The 20,801-nt window shown below is 49.8% G+C and carries 15 protein-coding genes; 13 read left to right on the forward strand and 2 right to left on the reverse strand.

Going from position 1 to position 20,801, the window contains the following annotated elements:
• The first annotated feature begins 17 nt into the window (after positions 1 to 17).
• A complete protein-coding gene (locus KI379_RS05030) occupies positions 18 to 1,784 on the forward strand; it encodes a hypothetical protein (protein ID WP_212982939.1) in 1,767 nt (588 codons plus the stop codon).
• Positions 1,785 to 1,837: 53 nt separating this feature from the next.
• Complete coding sequence (locus tag KI379_RS05035) at positions 1,838 to 3,382, forward strand: carboxylesterase/lipase family protein (protein ID WP_212982940.1); 1,545 nt, start codon at positions 1,838 to 1,840, stop codon at positions 3,380 to 3,382.
• 18 nt (positions 3,383 to 3,400) lie between these two features.
• On the opposite strand, the gene KI379_RS05040 is transcribed toward KI379_RS05035, so the two are convergent.
• On the reverse strand, positions 3,401 to 4,165 hold the full coding sequence (locus KI379_RS05040; protein WP_076169207.1) for a helix-turn-helix transcriptional regulator: 765 nt from the start codon (positions 4,163 to 4,165) through the stop codon (positions 3,401 to 3,403).
• A gap of 314 nt (positions 4,166 to 4,479) precedes the next feature.
• Between KI379_RS05040 and KI379_RS05045 the strand changes: the two genes are divergently transcribed.
• The 9 genes from KI379_RS05045 (at position 4,480) to KI379_RS05085 (ending at position 17,087) form a co-directional block, all read left to right on the forward strand.
• On the forward strand, positions 4,480 to 6,135 hold the full coding sequence (locus tag KI379_RS05045; RefSeq protein ID WP_076169206.1) for an ABC transporter substrate-binding protein: 1,656 nt from the start codon (positions 4,480 to 4,482) through the stop codon (positions 6,133 to 6,135).
• Positions 6,136 to 6,215: 80 nt separating this feature from the next.
• The gene (locus KI379_RS05050; RefSeq protein ID WP_212982941.1) at positions 6,216 to 7,202 is read left to right on the forward strand and encodes an ABC transporter permease; all 987 of its coding nucleotides are present in this window, start codon (positions 6,216 to 6,218) and stop codon (positions 7,200 to 7,202) included.
• A gap of 14 nt (positions 7,203 to 7,216) precedes the next feature.
• Positions 7,217 to 8,128: a carbohydrate ABC transporter permease gene (locus tag KI379_RS05055; protein WP_076169204.1), complete on the forward strand. Its 912-nt coding sequence runs from the start codon at positions 7,217 to 7,219 to the stop codon at positions 8,126 to 8,128.
• A gap of 121 nt (positions 8,129 to 8,249) precedes the next feature.
• The gene (locus KI379_RS05060) at positions 8,250 to 9,788 is read left to right on the forward strand and encodes a response regulator (RefSeq protein ID WP_212982942.1); all 1,539 of its coding nucleotides are present in this window, start codon (positions 8,250 to 8,252) and stop codon (positions 9,786 to 9,788) included.
• 24 nt (positions 9,789 to 9,812) lie between these two features.
• Positions 9,813 to 11,633, forward strand: a complete 1,821-nt coding sequence (locus tag KI379_RS05065) for a sensor histidine kinase (RefSeq protein WP_163877878.1) — start codon at positions 9,813 to 9,815, stop codon at positions 11,631 to 11,633.
• A complete protein-coding gene (locus KI379_RS05070) occupies positions 11,626 to 13,164 on the forward strand; it encodes a response regulator (RefSeq protein WP_212982943.1) in 1,539 nt (512 codons plus the stop codon). Before KI379_RS05065 ends, KI379_RS05070 begins: the two co-directional genes overlap by 8 nt.
• Positions 13,165 to 13,286: 122 nt before the next feature.
• The gene (locus tag KI379_RS05075) at positions 13,287 to 14,585 is read left to right on the forward strand and encodes an SGNH/GDSL hydrolase family protein (protein ID WP_306433642.1); all 1,299 of its coding nucleotides are present in this window, start codon (positions 13,287 to 13,289) and stop codon (positions 14,583 to 14,585) included.
• A 64-nt stretch (positions 14,586 to 14,649) separates the two neighbouring features.
• Positions 14,650 to 15,420, forward strand: coding sequence for an alpha/beta hydrolase (locus KI379_RS05080; RefSeq protein ID WP_163877868.1), 771 nt, complete (start codon positions 14,650 to 14,652; stop codon positions 15,418 to 15,420).
• Between the two features lie 293 nt (positions 15,421 to 15,713).
• A complete protein-coding gene (locus tag KI379_RS05085; protein WP_212982945.1) occupies positions 15,714 to 17,087 on the forward strand; it encodes an ABC transporter substrate-binding protein in 1,374 nt (457 codons plus the stop codon).
• 49 nt (positions 17,088 to 17,136) lie between these two features.
• Here KI379_RS05085 and KI379_RS05090 read toward each other — a convergent pair whose 3' ends face one another.
• A complete protein-coding gene (locus tag KI379_RS05090) occupies positions 17,137 to 17,970 on the reverse strand; it encodes an AraC family transcriptional regulator (RefSeq protein ID WP_244879195.1) in 834 nt (277 codons plus the stop codon).
• Between the two features lie 98 nt (positions 17,971 to 18,068).
• On the opposite strand from KI379_RS05090, the gene KI379_RS05095 reads away from it, so the two are divergent.
• Both KI379_RS05095 and KI379_RS05100 read left to right on the forward strand, forming a co-directional pair.
• A complete protein-coding gene (locus KI379_RS05095; protein ID WP_212982946.1) occupies positions 18,069 to 18,893 on the forward strand; it encodes a sugar phosphate isomerase/epimerase family protein in 825 nt (274 codons plus the stop codon).
• Between the two features lie 270 nt (positions 18,894 to 19,163).
• Entirely contained in the window at positions 19,164 to 20,795 is a 1,632-nt protein-coding gene (locus KI379_RS05100; protein ID WP_212984613.1) for an extracellular solute-binding protein, read from the forward strand.
• Positions 20,796 to 20,801 lie beyond the last annotated feature (6 nt).

A 20,801-nucleotide genomic window follows, 5' to 3' on the forward strand; every position in this document is an offset into this window, starting at 1 on the left:
ATTTAGGAGGATGGCCAATGAGTAAAAGCAGGAAAGCAGCAAAAAAATCGGTCATGCTATTGTTCGCTTGCCTCTTCATCGCCTCGGTCGGGCTGGCCAGCTGTGGAAGCGCATCCAATGAGGAGCCGGGTACCGATGCAAAGACTTCCGAGAATAACACAGCCATCGATCACAGCAAGCCGCTGACGATTACGGTGTTCGATAACGCGGCGAATTACCAGGGCGAGCAGACCGGATGGTATGGCAAGCTGCTTAAAGACAAGTTTAATTTGACGCTGAACATACTTGCTCCGCAGGTTGCCGGGGATCAGTTATACAAGACGAGGTCGGCAGCAGGAAATTTGGGGGATCTCCTGATCATCGATAACAGTCAGCTGGAAGAGCTCATCCCGGCCGGTCTCATTATGGACTTGACGGATAAGGTCAAGAACACCAAGTACTTGTCCCAGTATGTGGATAATCACTTCAAACCTTTCAACGAGGCTTTCGATAAAGTGAATCCGGACGGCAAAATTTATGCGTTACCGACGTTTACAGCCGATACTTCGCCAACGACCTTCTCGGAAGACCAGCCTTATTCCAGCCCCATTTTACCCTGGGATTACTACAAGGGGGTAGGGGCACCCAAGCTGAACAATTTGACCGACCTCCTGAATGTACTGAAAAAAATGCAGGAGAAGTATCCCAAGACTCCGGACGGGAAACCGATCGTTCCGATCACCCTGTGGAAGGATTGGGATGGCGGAGGGATGGAGAACGTACGCTGGCTGAGCAACTGGTACGGCTATGAGCAGCCTGACGGAACTTCAACCTTACAGCTGAATGCAAAAGGCGATATCGTTCCGCTCATTGATGATAACAGCATGTACAAAAAGATTTTGCAATTTTATTTTACGGCCAATCAGATGGGGCTGATCGATCCGGATTCCGCGTCGCAGGATTGGAACAAAGTCTCTGAAAAACTGACCAACAAACAGGTGCTCCTCTTATGGTATTCCTGGCAAAGAGGGTTCTACAATTCCATTGAAAGGGGCAAAAACGGCGACGGCTACGTTTCAGTCCCGATCGCGGATTCCCGGATCATTCAGACCAGTGATGCCTACTACGGCAACGGCAGGGTTTTTGCCATCGGTTCAAAGGCCAAAAATCCCGAAAGGATCATGGAATTCCTGGATTGGTCGGTTTCTCCCGAGGGCTTGCGCTACTACACGAACGGCTTTGAAGGGTTCAATTACGAAAAGACGGATGACGGCAAGTTCAAGCTGACCGAAACAGGGCAAACCGCTTTCCAGAAGAACACCCCCGTACCGGATCAATATGGAGGCGGCGGATACCAGGACGGACAGAGCAAGATCAACAGCATGATCATGAGCGATTTTGTCAAGGATCCGGACACCGGCGAATTCTATAACAACAATTACTGGAGTTCCACTATAGAAGCTAACAAGACCGCCTTGACCACGGACTGGCAAAAAACCTACGACGCCAAGAACGCAACAGACTACTATCAGAAAAATAAGATGATCGACATCGTGCCGAATATTAATACGAGCTTCGGTGTTGACTCGTCGGATATTAAAAATAAACGCAGCCAGATTTCGGACTATGTAAAAAATGCATCCTGGAAAATGGTGTTTGCGAAGGATCAGGCGGAGTTTGACCAGCTGTGGGCAAAGATGAAAACGGATGTGGCAGGTCTCGGCTGGAATGATGTACTTGCTGCGGATACGGCAAAAGCGCAAAAAATCGTTCAAATGCGTTCCGAGGCATCGGCCGGCAAATGAGAGTAGGGGCTGTGAAGGCCGGTGAATTCCAACAATGAAGGGAGACGTTACACATGCTTCGAATCGTACAAGTTGAAAACGGGGTGGTGCAGGGACTACCGGCAGCCGACCCCCGAATCACCAGTTTCAAAGGAATCCCATTCGCCGCTCCACCCGTAGGCGACAATCGGTGGCGTGCCCCGCAGCCCGCCCAGGACTGGGAAGGCGTGCTTAAGGCGTACGAATTCGCGCCGATCTCGATGCAGGTGAGGCAGGAGATCGACGAAAACAATATCTATACCCGGGAATGGGCCGTGGAACCGGACATCGCCATGGACGAGGACTGTCTCTACCTGAACGTATGGACACCGGCTAATCGGACCGATGAGAAGCTGCCGGTCTACGTATGGTATTTTGGCGGAGGTCTTCAGGTCGGCCATACGGCTGAAATGGAGTTCGACGGTGAACGCATCGCCAGAAGAGGGATCGTGGTCGTCACGATCAACTACCGCCTCAATGTGTTCGGATTTTTATGCCATCCGGAAATTACGGCGGAAGCGCCCGAAGCGCCGGCTAACTTCGGCAATCTCGATCAGCAGGCGGCCACCAGATGGGTCAAGCGCAATATTGCGGCTTTCGGCGGCGACCCGGACAACATCACGATCGGCGGTCAGTCCGCCGGCGGCGGCAGCGTGATGACCCAGCTGACTTCGCCTCAGAATGAGGGGCTGTTTCAAAAGGCGATCATTCAAAGCGGAATCTACACGAAGCTGTATCCGGGGACTCGTGTGCCCCCGCTTCGGAGTCATTTGGCTGAGGCCGAACAGGATGGCGTGAAATTTTTTGAATACCTTGGCGTATCTTCACTTGCGGAAGCCCGGCAGCTGGATGCCGTCACTCTCCGCGACAAGGCTGTGCAATACAAGGGATTCTGGGGCACCGTCGCAGATCAGGTGTTCAGCGTAGGCAATCCGTTTGAATTGTTCCTTGAGAACAAGCGCTGGAATGTGCCGGTCATGTTTGGCCACACGTCCTCCGAGTTCTTCAGTACTCCGGATGTCCATACGCCTGAAGAATTCAAGAAGCTGGCCGAAGACATGTTTGGAGACGACGCAGAGGCGTTCCTGGAACTGTGTGGCGCGCCATCGGCCAACGTGGAGGAGAGCCGGCAGAAGGCTGCGGTGAGCGGCATCGAATATGCGATCCGCATCGCCGCACAGGCCAATGCCGAGACCGGCTCCGGTACGCCATTGTACTATTACAATTTTGATGCCGAGATCCCCGGCTGGGATGATCCGGGCACCTTCCACTCGGTAGATCTCTGGTTTTTCTTCGAAACGCTGGCGAAATGCTGGCGGCCGTTTGTCGGCAAGCATTACGATTTGGCCCGCCAGATGTGCAATTACTGGGCGAACTTCATCCGTAACGGTGATCCGAACGGGCTGGATGCAACGGGAGAGGAACTGCCGCGATGGGAGCCTTATACCCCGGAAGCCCCTTATGGAATGCTCTTTGCGGATCAGGCTGAATTTTCCCAAGAGCAGCCGAGCGAGATCATGAAATTTCTGGTGCGCCAATATTTCAAGAAGAACAGACCCGTCTTGCAACCAGAGGCTTAGCATGGCGTGATATGGATATCAAGCTTGTTTATGCTCCTGGAATTTTCTTGGCGAATAGCCTGTCATCTGTTTGAACTGTCTGCAGAAGTGCTCCACATTTTGATACCCGCATCGGGAGGCGACTTCAGCAATGTTTTGGGTGCTGTGAATTAAATATTCTTTGGCCAACCGGATTCGGCTGTTGATGACGTCTTCCATGCAGGTGACCTTAAAGGTTTTTTTGTAGATGCTCTGCAGGTAGCCTGGGCTGATTCCGAGATATTCGGCCATTTTCGCAATCGTCCAGTAATCGCCCGGATCGTTCTGGATCGCGGTTCGAAGCTTCAACAAGTTATAATACTGAGGCGTAATCGGTTCGTGAAAATAAGATTCCAACAGCTTGTTGAACAGCGTCCGCAGCAAACAGTCGATGGACGAAGCCCTGTAATCCCGATGAAAGTTGTGTTCGATGGTCAACAGTTCAAACAGCTTGCGGCAGTAGTCCGGATCATCCAGGGAAAAGGGGACTCCGAGCGGCAGCGGCGATTCCGTAATATAGGGCTCATTAGATTCAAAGCGGATCCAGTCATTGATGAATTGATCGGCGCAGGCCCGATAATACACTTTCTGCTGCGGGCGGTAAAGGATAACGCTGTGCGTAGGATATTCCTTCAGCGCACCATTGACCCAGAACTGCGCGGGAGTCTTGGTGATGACAAGAAGCCAGTGATGACCCACGGGAACATCGATCACAAAGTTGCTTGGGTGCGTCGTGTTATACTCAACAAAATGAATACGGGCCATCCTTATCCCTCCTTGGAATGATGTTTCTACTATACTATAACAAGGAAAATATGAACGAAACCCTATGAGTTCTACCTTAGCATCAGGAAATATGTTCAGTGACCGGGTCATGAGATGATCCACCGTTTACAAGCGCCTCGCGGCTGCCGTCAATTCGCCGCGGGGCGCTTGTTTGTGTTAAACCTTGGGCGACTATATTTTTAGGGGGAACATCTTGAGTTTGTGAATTGTAAGCGATTTCTAGAAAGATATAATTTAGTTATCACCAGGTGAGAATATGTGACAATAGATGAAAAAGGGGAGGGCACAAAGAAATGCGCAAAAAGGTAAAACGTTCACTCATCATTTTGTGTATCGGCATGATTTCTACGGCACTGCTGCTATCCGGCTGCAGCGGATCAGGAAAAACGAGCGGCGGGGGATCGACGGCTGAATCAAGCGGGGACGATACGAAACCCATTACCCTGTCTGTGTTTATGGACGCCCCGGGCCAGCAGCCTACGGCCGACAACAAAATTTATAAATTGATTAAAGAAAAAACCGGCGTCAGTCTGAATATGGAATTTTTGGTCGGGGATCTGCAGCAGAAGCTGGGCGTTATGATCGCAGGCGGCGACTACCCGGATCTCATCTCGGGCAATGACAAACTGATCAATGCGGGGGCTTATATTCCGCTGGAAGATTTAATTGAGAAGTATGCGCCCAATTTGAAGAAGCATTATGCGGAAGTATGGAATCAAATGAAGGATCCGAAGGACGGACATATTTATGTACTCCCAAGCTACGGCGTGTACACCGGTTCGGTTCACGATACGACCTATCAGGGACCGGGGTTCTATTTGCAAAAGGATGTTTTGAAAGAAATGGGCTATCCTACGCCGAAAACGCTGGAAGAGTATTTTGATATTATCGCGAAATATAAGGCCAAGCATCCGGATATGATCGGATTTGAAACCTTGAATTTTGACTGGAGGGTATTTCCGCTCCAGAACGCGCCGGAGCATTTATCCGGTCACCCTAATGACGGCGGCGTGATCGTGGACAACAACAAGGCGCAAATTTTTGCGGACAAGGATATCGCGAAAACCTACTATAAGAAGCTGAATGAAGTGAACGCACAGGGCTTGCTGGATAAAGAGGCCTTCGTGCAGAACTATGACCAGTACCTGGCCAAAATTGCCAGCGGGCGAGTGATCGGCATGTTCGATCAGCATTGGAACTTCCAAGATGGTGAGAATTCCTTGATTTCCCAAGGGAAAATTGGAAGCACTTACGTCGGCTTTCCGCTCATGTATCCCGGTGCAAAGGAATACTATCGTGATCGCGGAGGGTTGAACCTCAATCGCGGGTTTGGTATTTCCGTAAAAGCCAAAGATCCGGTTCGGATCATTAAGTTTATGGATGCATTGATGACAGAGGATTGGCAGAAGACGCTGCAATGGGGAATCAAGGGAGAAGATTATGAGGTCAAAGAAGACGGCACGTTCTACCGGACTCCGGAGCAGCGGAAAAATGCGGACAACAATACCTGGAAATTAGCGAACAAGGCAGATTCGTTCTTTGGATACATGCCTAAAATGCAGGGATCTTACAGTGATGGCAACGCGACGGATCCCGGAACCCAGCCGCAGGAATTTTACGATAGCTTGAAGCCTTATGATCAAGAAATCTTGAAAGCATACAACCATAAAACCTGGGCGGAATTTTTCAAGGAGCCCGGCCCGAACCCGGTATATTTCCCGGCTTATACCATCATTCTGGAGGACGGTTCGGCCGCTCAACTGGCCAGCACCAAATTAAACGACCTGTCGGTAAAATATTTGCCGAAAGCGATTATGGCTTCCCCTTCGGAATTTGATAGTGTATGGCAGGATTATGTGAATCAGATCCACAAGCTGGATATTAAGGCTTACGAAGACCGCATGAATGAACAAATTCAATGGCGGATTAAGAACTGGAGCAGCAAGTAAGAGCTGTAGAAATCCAAACGGGGCGGGGAATTCATTCCCCGCCCCGTATTGGAAATGTCATAAGGGAGGGGAACAACGAGATGTCTGAAATCGTGCTGACCGGGGAGGTCAAGAGCAAGAAGAAGAAGAAGAAGAGAGTGGACCCGGAAATTGGCGTCAGCCTGAGCTGGAAAACCCTGAAAGCCCAAAAACAGCTGATATTCATGTCGGTTCCAATTGCCATTTACTTAATCATTTTTTCATATGTCCCCGTCTGGGGATGGCTGATGGCTTTTCAAAACTATCGTCCGGCCCTGTCCTTCTGGAAGCAGGATTGGGTTGGACTGCAGCAGTTCCGTTTTCTGTTCCAGGACGACGCCTTCCTTGGGGTGCTGCGAAATACGATTGCCATGAGTTTCATCAACCTGGTTTTGGGTTTTGTAACGGCGATTGCCTTGGCACTGCTGCTGAACGAAATCAAGGTGCGGTTCTTTAAAAGGACGGTACAAACCATATCCTATCTGCCGCATTTTCTGTCATGGGTCATCGCGGCAGGCATTGTTGCGACTTCCTTATCTGTGGATGACGGCATCGTCAACACCGTACTCATGAAGCTGCATCTGATTGATCAGCCCGTGATGTGGCTGAGTAAAGGACACTATTTTTGGGGAATCGTCGGGCTGTCGAACGTTTGGAAAGAGGTTGGCTGGAATACGATCATCTATTTGGCTGCCATTACCTCGATCGATCCGTCCCTTTACGAAGCAGCTTCCATCGACGGTGCAGGCAGGTTTCATAAAATGAGGTATGTGACGCTCCCTGGGATCAAGTCGACTTTTATCATCCTGCTCATTATGAATATCGGGCATATCCTGGATGCAGGATTTGAGGTTCAGTATTTGCTGGGCAACGGCCTGGTCGTGGACTGGTCGCAAACGATTGATATTTTCGTGCTGAAGTACGGGATATCGATGGGGAATTATTCCCTTGCCACGGCTGCAGGCATATTTAAAACGATCGTGAGCGTCATACTCGTGCTTATTGCGAATTCCATCGCAAAGCGTCTTGGCGAAGAACGATTGGTATAGAGGAGGACGGGGAAATGAAAACAGAAGTCAAGAGTCAGTTTCGCCTGGAACCCGTCGTTTTCCATACGCTGAATACCCTGTTTATGCTGATTGTTGTCATTGTCACGCTGTACCCTTTTCTTCATACGATGGCGATTTCATTTAATGACGGAAGCGATTCGCTGAAGGGGGGCGTGTACGTTTGGCCGCACACCTGGACCCTGCAAAATTATAAAGCGGTATTCGTATCGGGCACGATCTATCACGCCGCGTTCATTTCTGTGTCCCGTACCGTCATTTCGACCGTGCTCGGCGTATTTCTGACGACGATGCTGGCTTATACATTGGCCCAGCCTCACTATATTTTCCGCAAAAAAATAAGCATGCTGTTTATATTGACGATGTACTTCAACGCAGGCTTGATTCCCAACTATTTTTTGATCAAAGACCTGGGTTTGCGGAACAGCTTCTGGGTCTATATCCTGCCGGGTTTGGTCAGCGCATTTAACCTGATCGTGATCCGAACGTACATCAGGTCGCTCCCGGGGAGCCTGGTAGAATCCGCCAAAATTGACGGAGCCGGTGATTTCCGGATTTTCTGGCGGATCGTATTTCCGCTGTGTACGCCCGTCCTTGCGACCATTGCCTTGTTCATCGCCGTAGGCTCCTGGAATTCCTGGTTCGACACGTTCCTGTACGCTTCTTCTGAACAGAACCTCAGTTCACTCCAGTATGAAATGATGAAGCTGCTTGGATCGACCATGAGCACGAATAACGATCCGTCCATGATGGCAGGGGCTAATACGAACCAAACCCAGGCCATGGTAACGCCGGCGTCCATTCAGGCTGCAATCACGATCGTGACCGCGATGCCGATATTATTCGTTTATCCTTTTTTGCAAAGGTACTTTGTGGTAGGCTTGAACTTGGGAAGTGTCAAAGAATAAAAATTTTTCGGGTGCTCGTTTCAGACGAGAACAGTACCGTTCCGGCAGCCTGCCGGAACGGTTTCTCCTATTCCATGGGTGTATAATGAAGCAAATTCAATCGGTGGAGCGGTGATGCCAAATGCTTAAAGTCTTACTTGCCGACGACGAACCCTTGATGCTGGAAGGTCTGTGTTTTTTGGTCGACTGGACCGAATTGGGCTTTGAGATTTGTGGTACGGCTATGGATGGGGATGACGCCTTGCAGCTAATCCAGAGTCTCAATCCCGATTTGGTCATTACGGATGTTCGTATGCCCGTCATTGATGGATTAGAGCTGATTAAGCAGGTGCAGGGCGGGTCTCTCCAACCGAAATTTATTATTATAAGCGGATATGCTGATTTTCAATATGCCAAGACAGCCATTCAATATGGCGTTTGCAACTATCTGACCAAGCCTCTGGATGAGGGCGAGTTGGAATCGGCCGTGAAAAACATAGCTTCGGAGATCCGGTCCGAGCAGAAATCGGATGCGTACCGCAGAGCCGAGACTGCCTATGTCAAAACAGAACTGCTCTCGCAGCTTCTCACAAGAGAATACGCTCCGCAAGAGCTGGAGCAGGCGGTTAGGCAGCTCCCCATCGGCGATGAATCGCGGATTCGCTGCATGCTCGTGTATGGAACTGCTTTGGAGCACGGAAATGTTCGCGGCTGTCAGCTGCTGGATCGGCTGAGCCGTCTGGCCGAACAGCAAATAGAGCATATTACCGTGCTTCCTTTCGTGATCGGGCAGGACAAGCACGGCTACGTATTGATATCCGGCCCCGACGGCCCGGAATTGACTCCCCTTCTTGTTGCCCGGTTCATCCGATGCATTAGAAACGATTATCAGGAGAATGTCACCTTCTCGGTGAGCGATGAGCATAAAGGACCGTATTCCCTCAACACCGTTTTCCAAGAAGCCGTTGCCGCTGGGGTTTCCCGTCTCGATAACCGTCATCAAGAGGTTTACTATTATGAGGAGGAGAATCTGGAGCAGCAGCTCCTTCTTCCCTCTGCGTTTATGAAATCGCTCACAAAGGCGGTTGTGGAAGGCAAGGTGGATGAGCTGCCCGGTCGTGTGCACGAATTTTTCGCCGTCATTTCGGGAGACCACGCTTCAAAACCGTGGATCAGCGCTTATGCAGCCAATATCAAGGTTGAACTCCTCCATGAAATCGGCAGAAGGGGAGGCAGCACAGCGGATTGGGAGAGGAGATGGTTTACTGGCTCACCGGCGTTGACGATGCAAAGCGACCTTGAACAACAAACCCTGACCGAGCTTCGCGAAGCGGCCGAGTGGTTTGCTGAAGAAGATGGGGTTCAAACGGATCAAAACATATCGAAAGCGATAGAATTCATCCGTGATCATTATCCCGAGAAACTGAAGCTGCAGGATATCGCCGAGGTTCTGCATGTCAATGCGGCCTATCTGGGACAGCGCTTCAAGAAGAAACTCGGCATTTCCTTTAACGAATATTATCATGCCGTGCGGATTGAAGAAGCTATGAAGCTTCTTCGGCGAACCGACTTGAACATTCGCGAGATTGCGGCTCGTGTCGGCTATGCCGATACCGATCAGTTTACGGCCAAATTTAAAGCCATCAACGGCATATCCCCTTCGGTTTATAAGAAGGGCTGAAAATATGATGCAGGAGACAGGTGCATGAACGTGAAGTGGAAGACCTCAGCTCTCATGGACGATATCCCTTTAAGATACAAGTTTTTAATCATCCTGCTCGGTGTACTTATTCCGATCATCAGCATTAATACGCTGTTCTATTTGCAGACCAGCAAAAATGCCGAAACCCGTGAACAGGAAAATCTGCAAATTTCGGTAGAGCGGGCGGGCTATGATTTTATGCAAATGGTTAATGAATGCGTTGCCATCGGCAACACGGTAGCTGCGGACCGGACGTTAAATGAAATGCTGGATTATAACTATGCGGATTATGATGAGTACTATGAAAATTACGATAATGTATTAAGAGATCGGCTGCGACAGTACAGTAACCTGCATTCCTATATTTTATGGCTTGGCGTATATACGACGAATCCGACCATTCAAAGCGGCAACAGCTATTTTGTCTTGCAAGACAGCGATAAGAACAGCGAGTGGTATCAAAAAATCGCCGGGAGCAAAGAAAAAGTGCTGCTCACTTCGTATTTGGATACGAACCCGATGTACCCGAATCAAAAGAAGGTATACATCAGCATCATTCGGAAAATGGACAATTACCCCGGACTATTAAAGCATACAAAGTATCTGCGGATCGATCTGCGATTGGACAGTCTGAAGGAATTGTTCGCCAAGGAACGGGATTATATGACGTTAAAGCTGATCGATGACAAAAACAGAATCGTTCTGGCATCCGATCAGTCGCATGATGATGCGGGCGACAGTCAGCTGTTGAGCCTCCCTGTTGAGAGCGGAGCTTCCGGAGATGGAGCGATAAAGGATATTATCAGGCCATTAGGACCGGCAAATTATACACAGGGCTGGAATCTGGTCGGAACACCCGAAAGGAAAGATATCAGCGGCGAGCTTCGTCATATCCTTCGTTTTATCCTGATTTTGGCTCTGATCACCACGCTGATCCCGGCCATCTTATTTGTAGTCATTCTGCGTTCCTACAATCTAAGAGTAAAGCAGCTGTATAAGCATATGAAACTTGTGAACTACGAACGTTTTGAAACGATTCATATGTACGAAGGAAAAGATGAAATCGGCGGGCTCCTGCGGAGCTTTAACATGATGACCGAAAAAATCCGCAATTTGATCAACGACGTCTACAAGCTGGAAATCCAGAAGAAGGATCTGGAGCTGGAACGGGTCAGGGCGGAATTGAACTATTTGCAAAGCCAGGTGGACCCCCACTTTTTATTTAATACATTAAATGCGGTGCTGGTCATCTGCAAAAAATACAAGTACGAGCAGGTGACCGATATTATTCGCAATCTGGCCCAGATCCTGCGCAGATTGTTAAGCTGGAAAGATGACCTGGTGACGATTGAGGAGGAGGTGATGTTCATTGAAATGTACCTCCAGATCGAAAAATTCCGGTTCCAGGACCGGTTTTCCTATGAGCTGGACGTTGATCCCGGCCTGATGAAGTACCGGATCCCTAAAATGAGCATCCAAGCGCTCGTGGAAAACTCCTGCAAGCATGGACTCCAGTCGGTCAAAGGAGCACGGTTGATCCGGATCGGGATCCATCGGTCCTATGAGGACCTTATCATTACCGTGGAAGACAACGGGATCGGCATGAACAAGGACAAGCTGGATTGGATCAACCGCAATCTTCATTCGGACGATGACACCGGAAAAAATATCGGACTGCGCAACGTGTATAAGCGTCTGAAAGTGTACTACGACGGTCAAGCCAAGCTTGTCATTGAAAGCGATCCCTATGTACGTACGGCGATCGTAATCCAAATCCCGTTGAACCAGGTTCAAGCACAAGCGGGAGGTGAAATTCATGTATAGCGTGCTTCTTGTGGATGACGAAGCGATTGCCCTCGAGGGGCTGAAGATGTTGAGCGATTGGGAAGGACTCGGTTTTCAAATCTGCGGAGCATGCGACGACGGCGAAGATGCCCTGTCTCTGATTATGGACACGCTGCCGGATTTGGTGGTCACCGATATTCGCATGCCGGGGATCGATGGGCTGGAATTGATACGTCGAGTCCGTTCCATAGAACATTATGATCCGATCTTTGTCGTTCTCAGCGGGTACAGCGACTTTGAATATGCCCGCACGGCTCTTCGGTACGGGGTGAGATTTTATATGCTCAAACCGGTCATTGAGCCTGAGTGGGATGCGATGATCGCGACGATTGTTAATGAACTTGACGCCAAATCACGCACCAGAGAGCAAGAGGAAGCTACCTCCAAACAGGTCTTGGCCATCGCCCTTTCCCGAATGCTTCGCGGAGAACTGACCGAAGTCGACGGGGATATTGCGCATTTAATGGATCAGATGAATCAGCAAGCCACCGGCTGGCGGTATATCCACATTGAAGGACTGACATGCGAGGGAACGGAAATTTGCCGGTCGTTTTCCCAGTCAGGGCATGCATTATATGTAGATATGTACTGCAACCAAGCCGGTCTTATCGTAGATACTGCCCGTAAACCATTAGAGCTCGCGCGACGCGTGCACGAAGAACTCCTGAAGCATGGCCTTGACTGCTCCGTATCCGTCGGTCCTTCGGTTCAAACTCTTCATGACTTGCCTGAGTCTTATATGAGGGCAGCCAAGGCTTCCCTTCAGCACTTCTTCCGTTCGGAGGAGGGAGGGGTGATTGACGGGGACCCGGATTCCTCGCCTGAAATGAGTTACGTTCTTCCTCCGTCTCTTGTCTTGGATGAATTGCTCATCGCTGTTGAGAGATCACAGGAGCAGAAAGTTTGCGATATGCTCCATCAGTTGTTCGAGACATTTAAGGATAACAAGATTGCCCCCGAAGTGGCGTACATGGCAAGCATTCAGATCGTCATGAAAAGTATCGAGCTGCTCAGGGAATTCGGCGGGACCATGGATTTATGGCGGGATGTGTTCCATTTTTTAAAAACGAAGCCGGGTTCCATTACTGCGTTAAAGCAGTCGCTGCACACGTTTTTAGAATTATGCATGGGAACCGTCAAGCACTACAAAGAAATGAACTCCGAGCATCCCTTGGTGCAAATCGAGCGTTATTTGCAAGAGAATTTCCATCAGAATCTGACGATCAAGAAGATCGCGGAACGGTTTTTTATCAATCCGGTTTATTTAGGGCAGGCGTTTATCAAAAAGAACGGTGTCGGCATTCTGGAATACATCCACGATCTGCGGATTGCCGAAGCCAAAAGAAGATTGTGCGACACCGAAGAAACGGTGCGGGTGATCGCAGAGGATCTCGGATATGTCCACTATCACCATTTTTTAAGAGAATTCGAGAAGCGGACGTCTCTCAAACCTGTATCTTACAGAAAATGGCATCAACCGGGAGATCGGTTAGGTATTTCTGCCCCGTAAGCAGTAAACATCGGGTGGGTATGTAAAGAGATGCGGATTGAGTTTATCCGTCCGCTGCAGGGATAATGAAGTTTGATAAATCGAAACGCAAATTCCTAATCACAGTGAAAAGGGGATTTCCCATGACAGACCATCCAGCTGCATCCACGAACGAAGCTCGCGGCCCTGCGGCCCCGCGGGACCCCGAAAACCGGCGTGAAGATGATCAAGCTGCCGAAGACATGATCGATCCTCCGGTTGACTTTGAAGGGCAGTTCTACCGTGATATGATCGCCAAATCTCTTTTGAATCGGGGCAGCAACAAGAGATTGAAAGCGGCCATCGAAAAAGCGAAGAGAGGGGAGCCGGTCACCATCGCCTACATCGGCGGCTCCATCACCCATGGAGCTGGGGCTATCCCGCTTCCTGAAAATTGTTACGCCTACAGGTCGTACGATCTTTTTAGGAAGCGGTTCGCCTCCTCCGAAGGCAGTTCGATCCGTCTGATCAAAGCGGGAGTAGGCGGGACGCCGTCAGAGCTGGGAATCGTACGTTATGATCGGGATGTGCTCCGGGACGGAACGGTGAATCCGGATATCGTGGTCGTGGAGTTTGCTGTCAATGACGCCGGCGATGAGACGCGGGGCAATTGTTACGAAAGCCTGGTGCTCAAGGCGCTTGGCGGCGATAGCCGGCCTGCGGTGATCTTGCTGTTCAGCGTGTTCCTGAACGACTGGAATCTTCAGGATCGGCTGGCTCCGGTCGGGTGGCACTACGACCTTCCCATGGTCAGCATAAAGGATGCTGTCGTCGAGCAGTTCCGTTTGGCCAGGGACCAAGGAGGCGTCATCTCCAAAAGGCAGTTCTTCCATGATATCTATCATCCGACGAATAGCGGCCATCAGATCATGGCGGATTGCCTGGACTGGCTGTTCGAAGTCACGGAACGGTCTGCACCTGATGAGGAGGATGTCCTGACCGATAAACCGCCGTTGATCGGCAGCGATTACGTTCACACCCGGCTGCTGGATCGTCAGAACGGTGATCGTATCGCTCAGATCGATACCGGTGGTTTTCAGGAGACCGATACCGATCTGCAGCTCGCGGAAATGGACGATCACGATTACGGCACGCCCCAATTTCCCCATAACTGGATGCATACAGCCGGATCGGGAGAGGGCCATTTTACAATGACCATCAGGAGCAAGCGTCTCATTCTCGTATTTAAAGACTCGGGAAGCAGCGATTTCGGATCCGCGGAGATTCGGGTGGACGGAAAGCACAAGCTGACCGCTGATCCGCATGAAGTGAACTGGACGCACTGCAGTGCGGTTATTTTGTACGATGAGCCGGAATCAGGGCAGCATACCGTCGAGATCCGTATGGCGGCGGGCAGCGAACATAAACGGTTTACGATTCTGGGGTTTGGTTACGTGCTGTAAAGCTTGTTTGTACTTGATACAGTTCTATTTAATCATGTGAGTCATAACAGGGGAGGAAAAGAAATTGATAGAAACAGCGCCAACGGGCTTTGACCAATATAGGGAACATATCAGCCGCGGACAAATCGAACTTGTGGAATATTATTCAGAAACAGTCGGCTGTGACCGCAATATGTTCATATACACCCCACCCGGGTACTCCGAACAACACAAGTATAACGTGCTCTTTCTCCTGCATGGAATAGGCGGGGATGAAGCCGAATGGAAGAATCACGGCAATATACAGGTTGTGCTCGATAATCTTTACGCCGACGGCAAGCTCGAGCCCATGATCGTCGTACTCCCTAATGGCCGCGCGATGCCGAACGACAGGGCGGAAGGAGACATATTCGACCCCGACAAGGTGAAAGCCTTCGAGACTTTCGAGTCCGATTTGCTTCATGATCTGATTCCTTTTATGGAATCGAAATACCCGGTATTCACAGGCAGAGAGAATTATAGTATCGCCGGCTTGTCCATGGGCGGAGGGCAGGCGCTGAATATCGGATTGAATCATCTCGACCGCTTTGCCTGGGTAGGAGCCTTTTCTCCGGCCCCGAATACCAAGGTCCCGGAACTGCTCGTACCGAATCCCGAAGAGGCAGCAAATCTGCTCAGACTGCTCTGGCTATCCTGCGGAGACCAGGATGACCTGAAGCATATCAGTGACCGGACGCACTCGTATTTGTCAGAGCACGGCGTTCCTCATGTCTGGTACGAGGAAAGCGGCGGTCACGATTGGCCGGTTTGGAAAAACGATCTGTACCATTTCTCGCAGCTGCTGTTTCGAGTTTAGCATCATGGATCAGGAAGAAACCTTTCCTTTAGGGAGAGGTTTCTTTTTTTTTAGTTAAAGCAGGTCAGGTTCAGGAAGGCTGAAAAATGATGTTTAAAACTTACAAATGCCATTTAGATTATCTATGGTTGTTTGCCGGAAATCCATTTAACATGATCCGTGTGCTTGCAGTTCATCAGGAACCACCGGCATCGGAACCGATTCTTTCGGTCATCACGGAGGCATACGCGTGCAAGCTCATGTTTTGAAAGCGCTGTCCTATGAGACGGCGAAATCCAAAGGGGGGGTATTTTATGAGGAAGCGTAAGTCAATGGTGCTGGTTTGGTGTTTGATTCTGATCCTGATGGCCTCTTGCAGCAGCGGTTCCGGAGGAGGCGCATCCAACACGGATTCAAGCGGCGAGAATGCCGCTGAGGAAAGCACGAATGCACCCGCGAAGCCGGACGAAAAAGAAGAGAGCGGTACTTCGGAAATGAATTTCGACATGGGTGGCCGGACGATCAAATGGGTATCTTGGTACGACGAATCGATCAAGGAAGATAACCCGGACAATATTAAAAAGAAGCAGAACCTGGACGAACTCATGAAGAAGCATAACTTTAAAATGGAATACGTTACGATCGACTATGGCGAGTACGTGAATAAAGTGACGTCATCGCTGCTCGCGGGAGAGCCGCTCGGCGACATCATCCGGATGGCCAGACCTTGGATGATTCCAACGCTCGTGAAGCAGGATTTATTCTCCCCGGTTGATGAATTCACAAAAAATCAGAACGTATTTATTCAGCAGTACACGAACGATTATTCGCAGTTTGAGGGCAGGGGCTACGGGTTCAGAGCAGGCATCAACGGTGCTTCATCAGGTATTTTTTATAATCGAACCTTGATGGAGAAACTGGGCGTTAAGCCGCTGCAGGAATACGTCAACGAAGACGACTGGAATTGGGAGACCTTCATCCAGGCAGCCAAAGAGGCGAACAAAGATACGAATAATGACGGTAAGCTGGACACCTGGGGGCTTGCTTCCGCTTCCATTTTAGTTCAGGCTCTGGCAGCCAACGACGCAAATATCGTGTCGGGAGATAAGCAAAACCTAGAGGATCCGAAAACGAAAGAAACCTTAAACTTCATTTCCCAGCTCGCAACGGAAAACATCGCCAGACCGACCGAAGGCGGTGATTGGACCGAACCCGGCCAATTTTTCCGTCAAGGGAACACGCTGATGTATGCAGGGAGCGATTATGAGATGGATGGATTTAAAAAGGATATGCCTGATTTGGACATAGGCTTCCTGCCCTTCCCTAAAGGGCCCAGCGCGACAGAGTACCACTCCCATCTTACGATTCCGAATTACTTGACGATCCCGAAGGCGGTCGAACATCCCGAGCAATTGGTTTACATTTATGAAAAAATCAACGATATCGAGTCCATCTACGACTACCCGAAACAAGCTTCACTCGAAACGTTATTCAAGAACGAAGACGACATCAACAATGCAAAAATGGCAGGGGAAAGCATCAACGTCGTCGACGGCAAAGACGGGTATCCTTCCATGCCTTACTACGAGCTAGTCGGAGACATTATTGACGGAAATTCCGTTTCCACGGTCATTGGAAAATACAAAGAGCCGTTCCAGGCTTCGATTGATGAGGTTTGGAAAAAGTAGCGGTGATAGGTACCGTCCCCACGAAGAAAATATCCGAAGTGGGGACTCCTTATTCAAGGATGTGCTTCTGCCCTGCCTGCTTCCTTGCAGCGGATGGAGGATAGCCCTTCATTTCCTTGAACAGCTTGCTGAAATAGTAAATATCGTCAATCCCGCACATTTCCGCCGCGTTCTTCACGGTAAAGTCACCGGATGACAGCATCATTTCGGCATTGTTGATGCGAATGCGTTTGATGTACTCCTTGAGTGTCGTACCGGTATTCTGCTTAAATAACCTGCCCAAATAGACGGGGCTCAGATGCAGCCATTCCGCCAATTCGGCGATCGAGAGATTTTCCGAGTAATGCTCTGAAATGTATTCGGTTAATTTCTTGATCCGCGGATCGATCGGCATGGGCGCTTTCCGGTAATAGTTGGTGAGCAGACGGTGGAGGATAAGCTCGAACAAAGCGCGTGCCTGGATGTGGTAAAACGGCTGCTTGCTCATCCATACATGGTTGAATTCACGAATATACCCCAGAATCTCCTTGGTCATCACTTTCTTGGTGACGCCTTTAAACGGAAGATGGATATGATTATACGGTTCAGCCCAAAAAAAGTTGAACGGATACGAGTGCATGAGGGACTCCTTGAACGTATGGGCTTCCCGGATGCTTCCCCCGGGGACGTAGATCATGTCACCTGCTTCTACTGTGAATTTTTCTCCATTAATATAGTAATTCGCCATGCCTTCAACCACAAACGTTAGATCGTGGAAGCCGATTTTCGCTTTCTGGATCGTCCACTCGGGAAAGCATCTACGGTCGATGAACAGAAAGATATTCGGAACAAGATGAGGATGATGCTCAATTTCCAAGTACACCGCCTCCTTTAAGCTAATCATAGATTTCGCTCCAGAAAATTCAAGAGAAAATCGAGATTGTATGACTCATCCATGATAAAGAATTTCATTTCAGTTGAACAAATGAAGGGGGTTTTGTCATGATTACATTAACTGGTTTCGCAGATGAGATTTCATCGGATTTGGAAGAACAGCTGGATGTCCTCGAATCGGAAAATATTCGGTATCTGGAGCTGCGGGGAGTCTGGGGGAAAAATGTATTGAATTTAACCGAAGCGGAAACGGTGAAGATTAAAGAACGGCTGACCCGGCGGGGATTCGGCGTCTCCGCAATCGGCTCTCCTCTGGGAAAAATCAAGATCACCGAGGACTTTGATCCGCATTTTACGAAGGCCGAGCACGCCATACGATTGGCAGCGTTTTTTGAAGCGAAGTTTGTCCGCATCTTTTCGTTTTATATTCCGGAGGGAGAACATGAAAGATTCCGAGAGGAAGTATTCCGTCGTATGAAGCGGCTCGTTCAGCTGGCGAATGATGCCGGAATCGTACTGCTGCATGAGAATGAAAGCCACATTTACGGCGATACCGGAGAACGCTGCAAGGACATTTTGGAGGCCGTTTCGTCGCCCGGCATGAGAGCGGCCTTTGATCCCGCAAATTTTGTGCAATGCAGGGTACACCCCATGTCTGAGGCATACCCGCTGCTCGCCGGCTACATCTCTTATATTCATGTGAAGGACGCGCGGATGGACAATGGTTCAGTGGTTCCTGCCGGCGAGGGAGACGGCCAGCTGCGTCTGCTTCTCCAGCAATTGAAACAGACGGGATATTCCGGATTTATGTCTTTGGAGCCGCACCTGCAGGCAACCGGAAAGCTCGCGGGGCTCAGCCAGCCTGAACTATTCGTAGTAGCCGCGAAAGCAATTAAGAAACTGCTGGCCGAGCAGGAAATGAAGTGGAATTGACTGGCGCAAAGTCCTGCATTTATTGGGGGTATTTCTTTAGTTTATGAATAGGAGAGATCATAAAAACTGATTTAAAATAAATAGAGAAAATGTTTACGCTTTCACAAAAAAAGTAAAAAACGGGTGAGCAAGTAAAAAGATGCGGGTTGTGTGTGTGCGTACGCCATCAAGATAATAGTCTTGATACGCTTTAATGAATCTAATCGAAATGGGGTTGGCGCATTGCGTATTCCCAAATGGAGTGTAGTTGGTCTAGTCCTGACGGTCACGATGCCCTTGTCCATGCTGGCTTCGTGCGACCGGGTCGGGGTGTCTGACGGTGAGGAGGTAACAGGGAAGACCGATGGTCAGTACATCTACTCGGAACCCGGCCTGGAGAAGTATGATCCCCCGATTGAGCTCACTTTCGTGCGGGAGACGAGCGATGATTTGGACAACCTGATCAAAACGTTTCAGGGAGAAACGCTGGAAGATAACCGATGGACCCGGCTGTATGAACAAGTTCTGGGCATCCAGATCAAGTATGATTGGACAGCCAAAGGCACCCTCTATAACCAGAAGCTGGGCGTTGCGCTTGCTTCGGGAAACCTGCCTGATGTCGTGAGAGTCGATGCAGATCAGCTGCGTCAGCTGAGCAATGCAGGCCTGATTCAGGATTTGACCGAAGCCTATGAGAAATATGCGGCGCCGTTCACGAAGGAAATTTTGGGCCAGGAGGGGAGCGGGCCGTTTGAAGCGGCCACGGTAGACGGCAAATTGATGGGAATTCCCGAGACAAGCTCATCGATCGAGGGAGCACAGTATATTTGGATCCGGACGGATTGGCTGGACCGTCTCGGCTTACAGCCGCCACAAACGATGAATGACCTCCTGAACATTTCGAAAGCGTTTACAGAAAATGACCCCGACCGAAACGGAAAAAACGATACATTGGGGCTCCCGGTAACCCAATATTTATGGGATCCCGTGATGGGCTTGTCGGCATTTATGGCCGGTTACGACGCCTTCCCTAATATATGGATTCGCGATCCATCCGGCAAGCTCGTATACGGAGCCGTTCAACCTGAAGTCAAAACTGCGCTGAAAGCTCTTCAGGACATGTATCGGAACGGAGAAATTGACGAGGAATTTATGTTTAAAGACGGCATCAAGGCCAAGGCAGAGCTTACCGCAGGTAAATACGGGATGATGTACGGCGAACAGTGGGGATCGTTTGTCGTGCAGGGCAATCATGAGCAGGATCCGGAAGCCAGATGGCAGGCTTTTCCCATTGTTTCGGCCACAGGGAAACCGGCGAAAGTGCCGCTCCGCTTCGCTACCCATCAATTTCTTGCCGTCCGTAAGGGATTCCAGCATCCCGAGGCCATCGTAAAGCTGTTCAATTTGCATCTGGAAAAGAATTGGGGAGCGACGGCCGAGTACGAAATCTATTACAGCACCCCATATCCGGCTTGGCAGCTTTCTCCGGTTACTCCGTATCCTGCACTGAAGAATCTGGACGCCTACTACCAAATTGAAGAGGCACGCCGAACCGGAAACCCTAATGTGCTTAAGGATGAGGCAAGGTCGATTCAAAAGAACATCGAGGCTTATCTGACCCGTGGCAATCCGTCCGGCTGGGGCTGGGAACGAACCTATGGCCCGTCGGGAGCGTTTTCCATCCTTGACCGGTATAAAAGGAACAACCAGTTATTGTATGAGAGTTTTGTGGGCGCGCCAACCGATACGATGATCGAAAAACAATCGATTCTGGACTCTCTGACGATGGATACGTTCACTAACATTATACTTGGTCATCCCATCGATGAATTTGACCGTTTCGTCGAGGAATGGCATCGTCTGGGCGGTGATAAAATGACAGCCGAAGTCAATGAATGGTACTCGAACAAACAGAAAGATTAGTGCATC

The organism is Paenibacillus cineris, from assembly GCF_018333335.1.
Lineage (GTDB): Bacteria > Bacillota > Bacilli > Paenibacillales > Paenibacillaceae > Paenibacillus_AQ > Paenibacillus_AQ favisporus.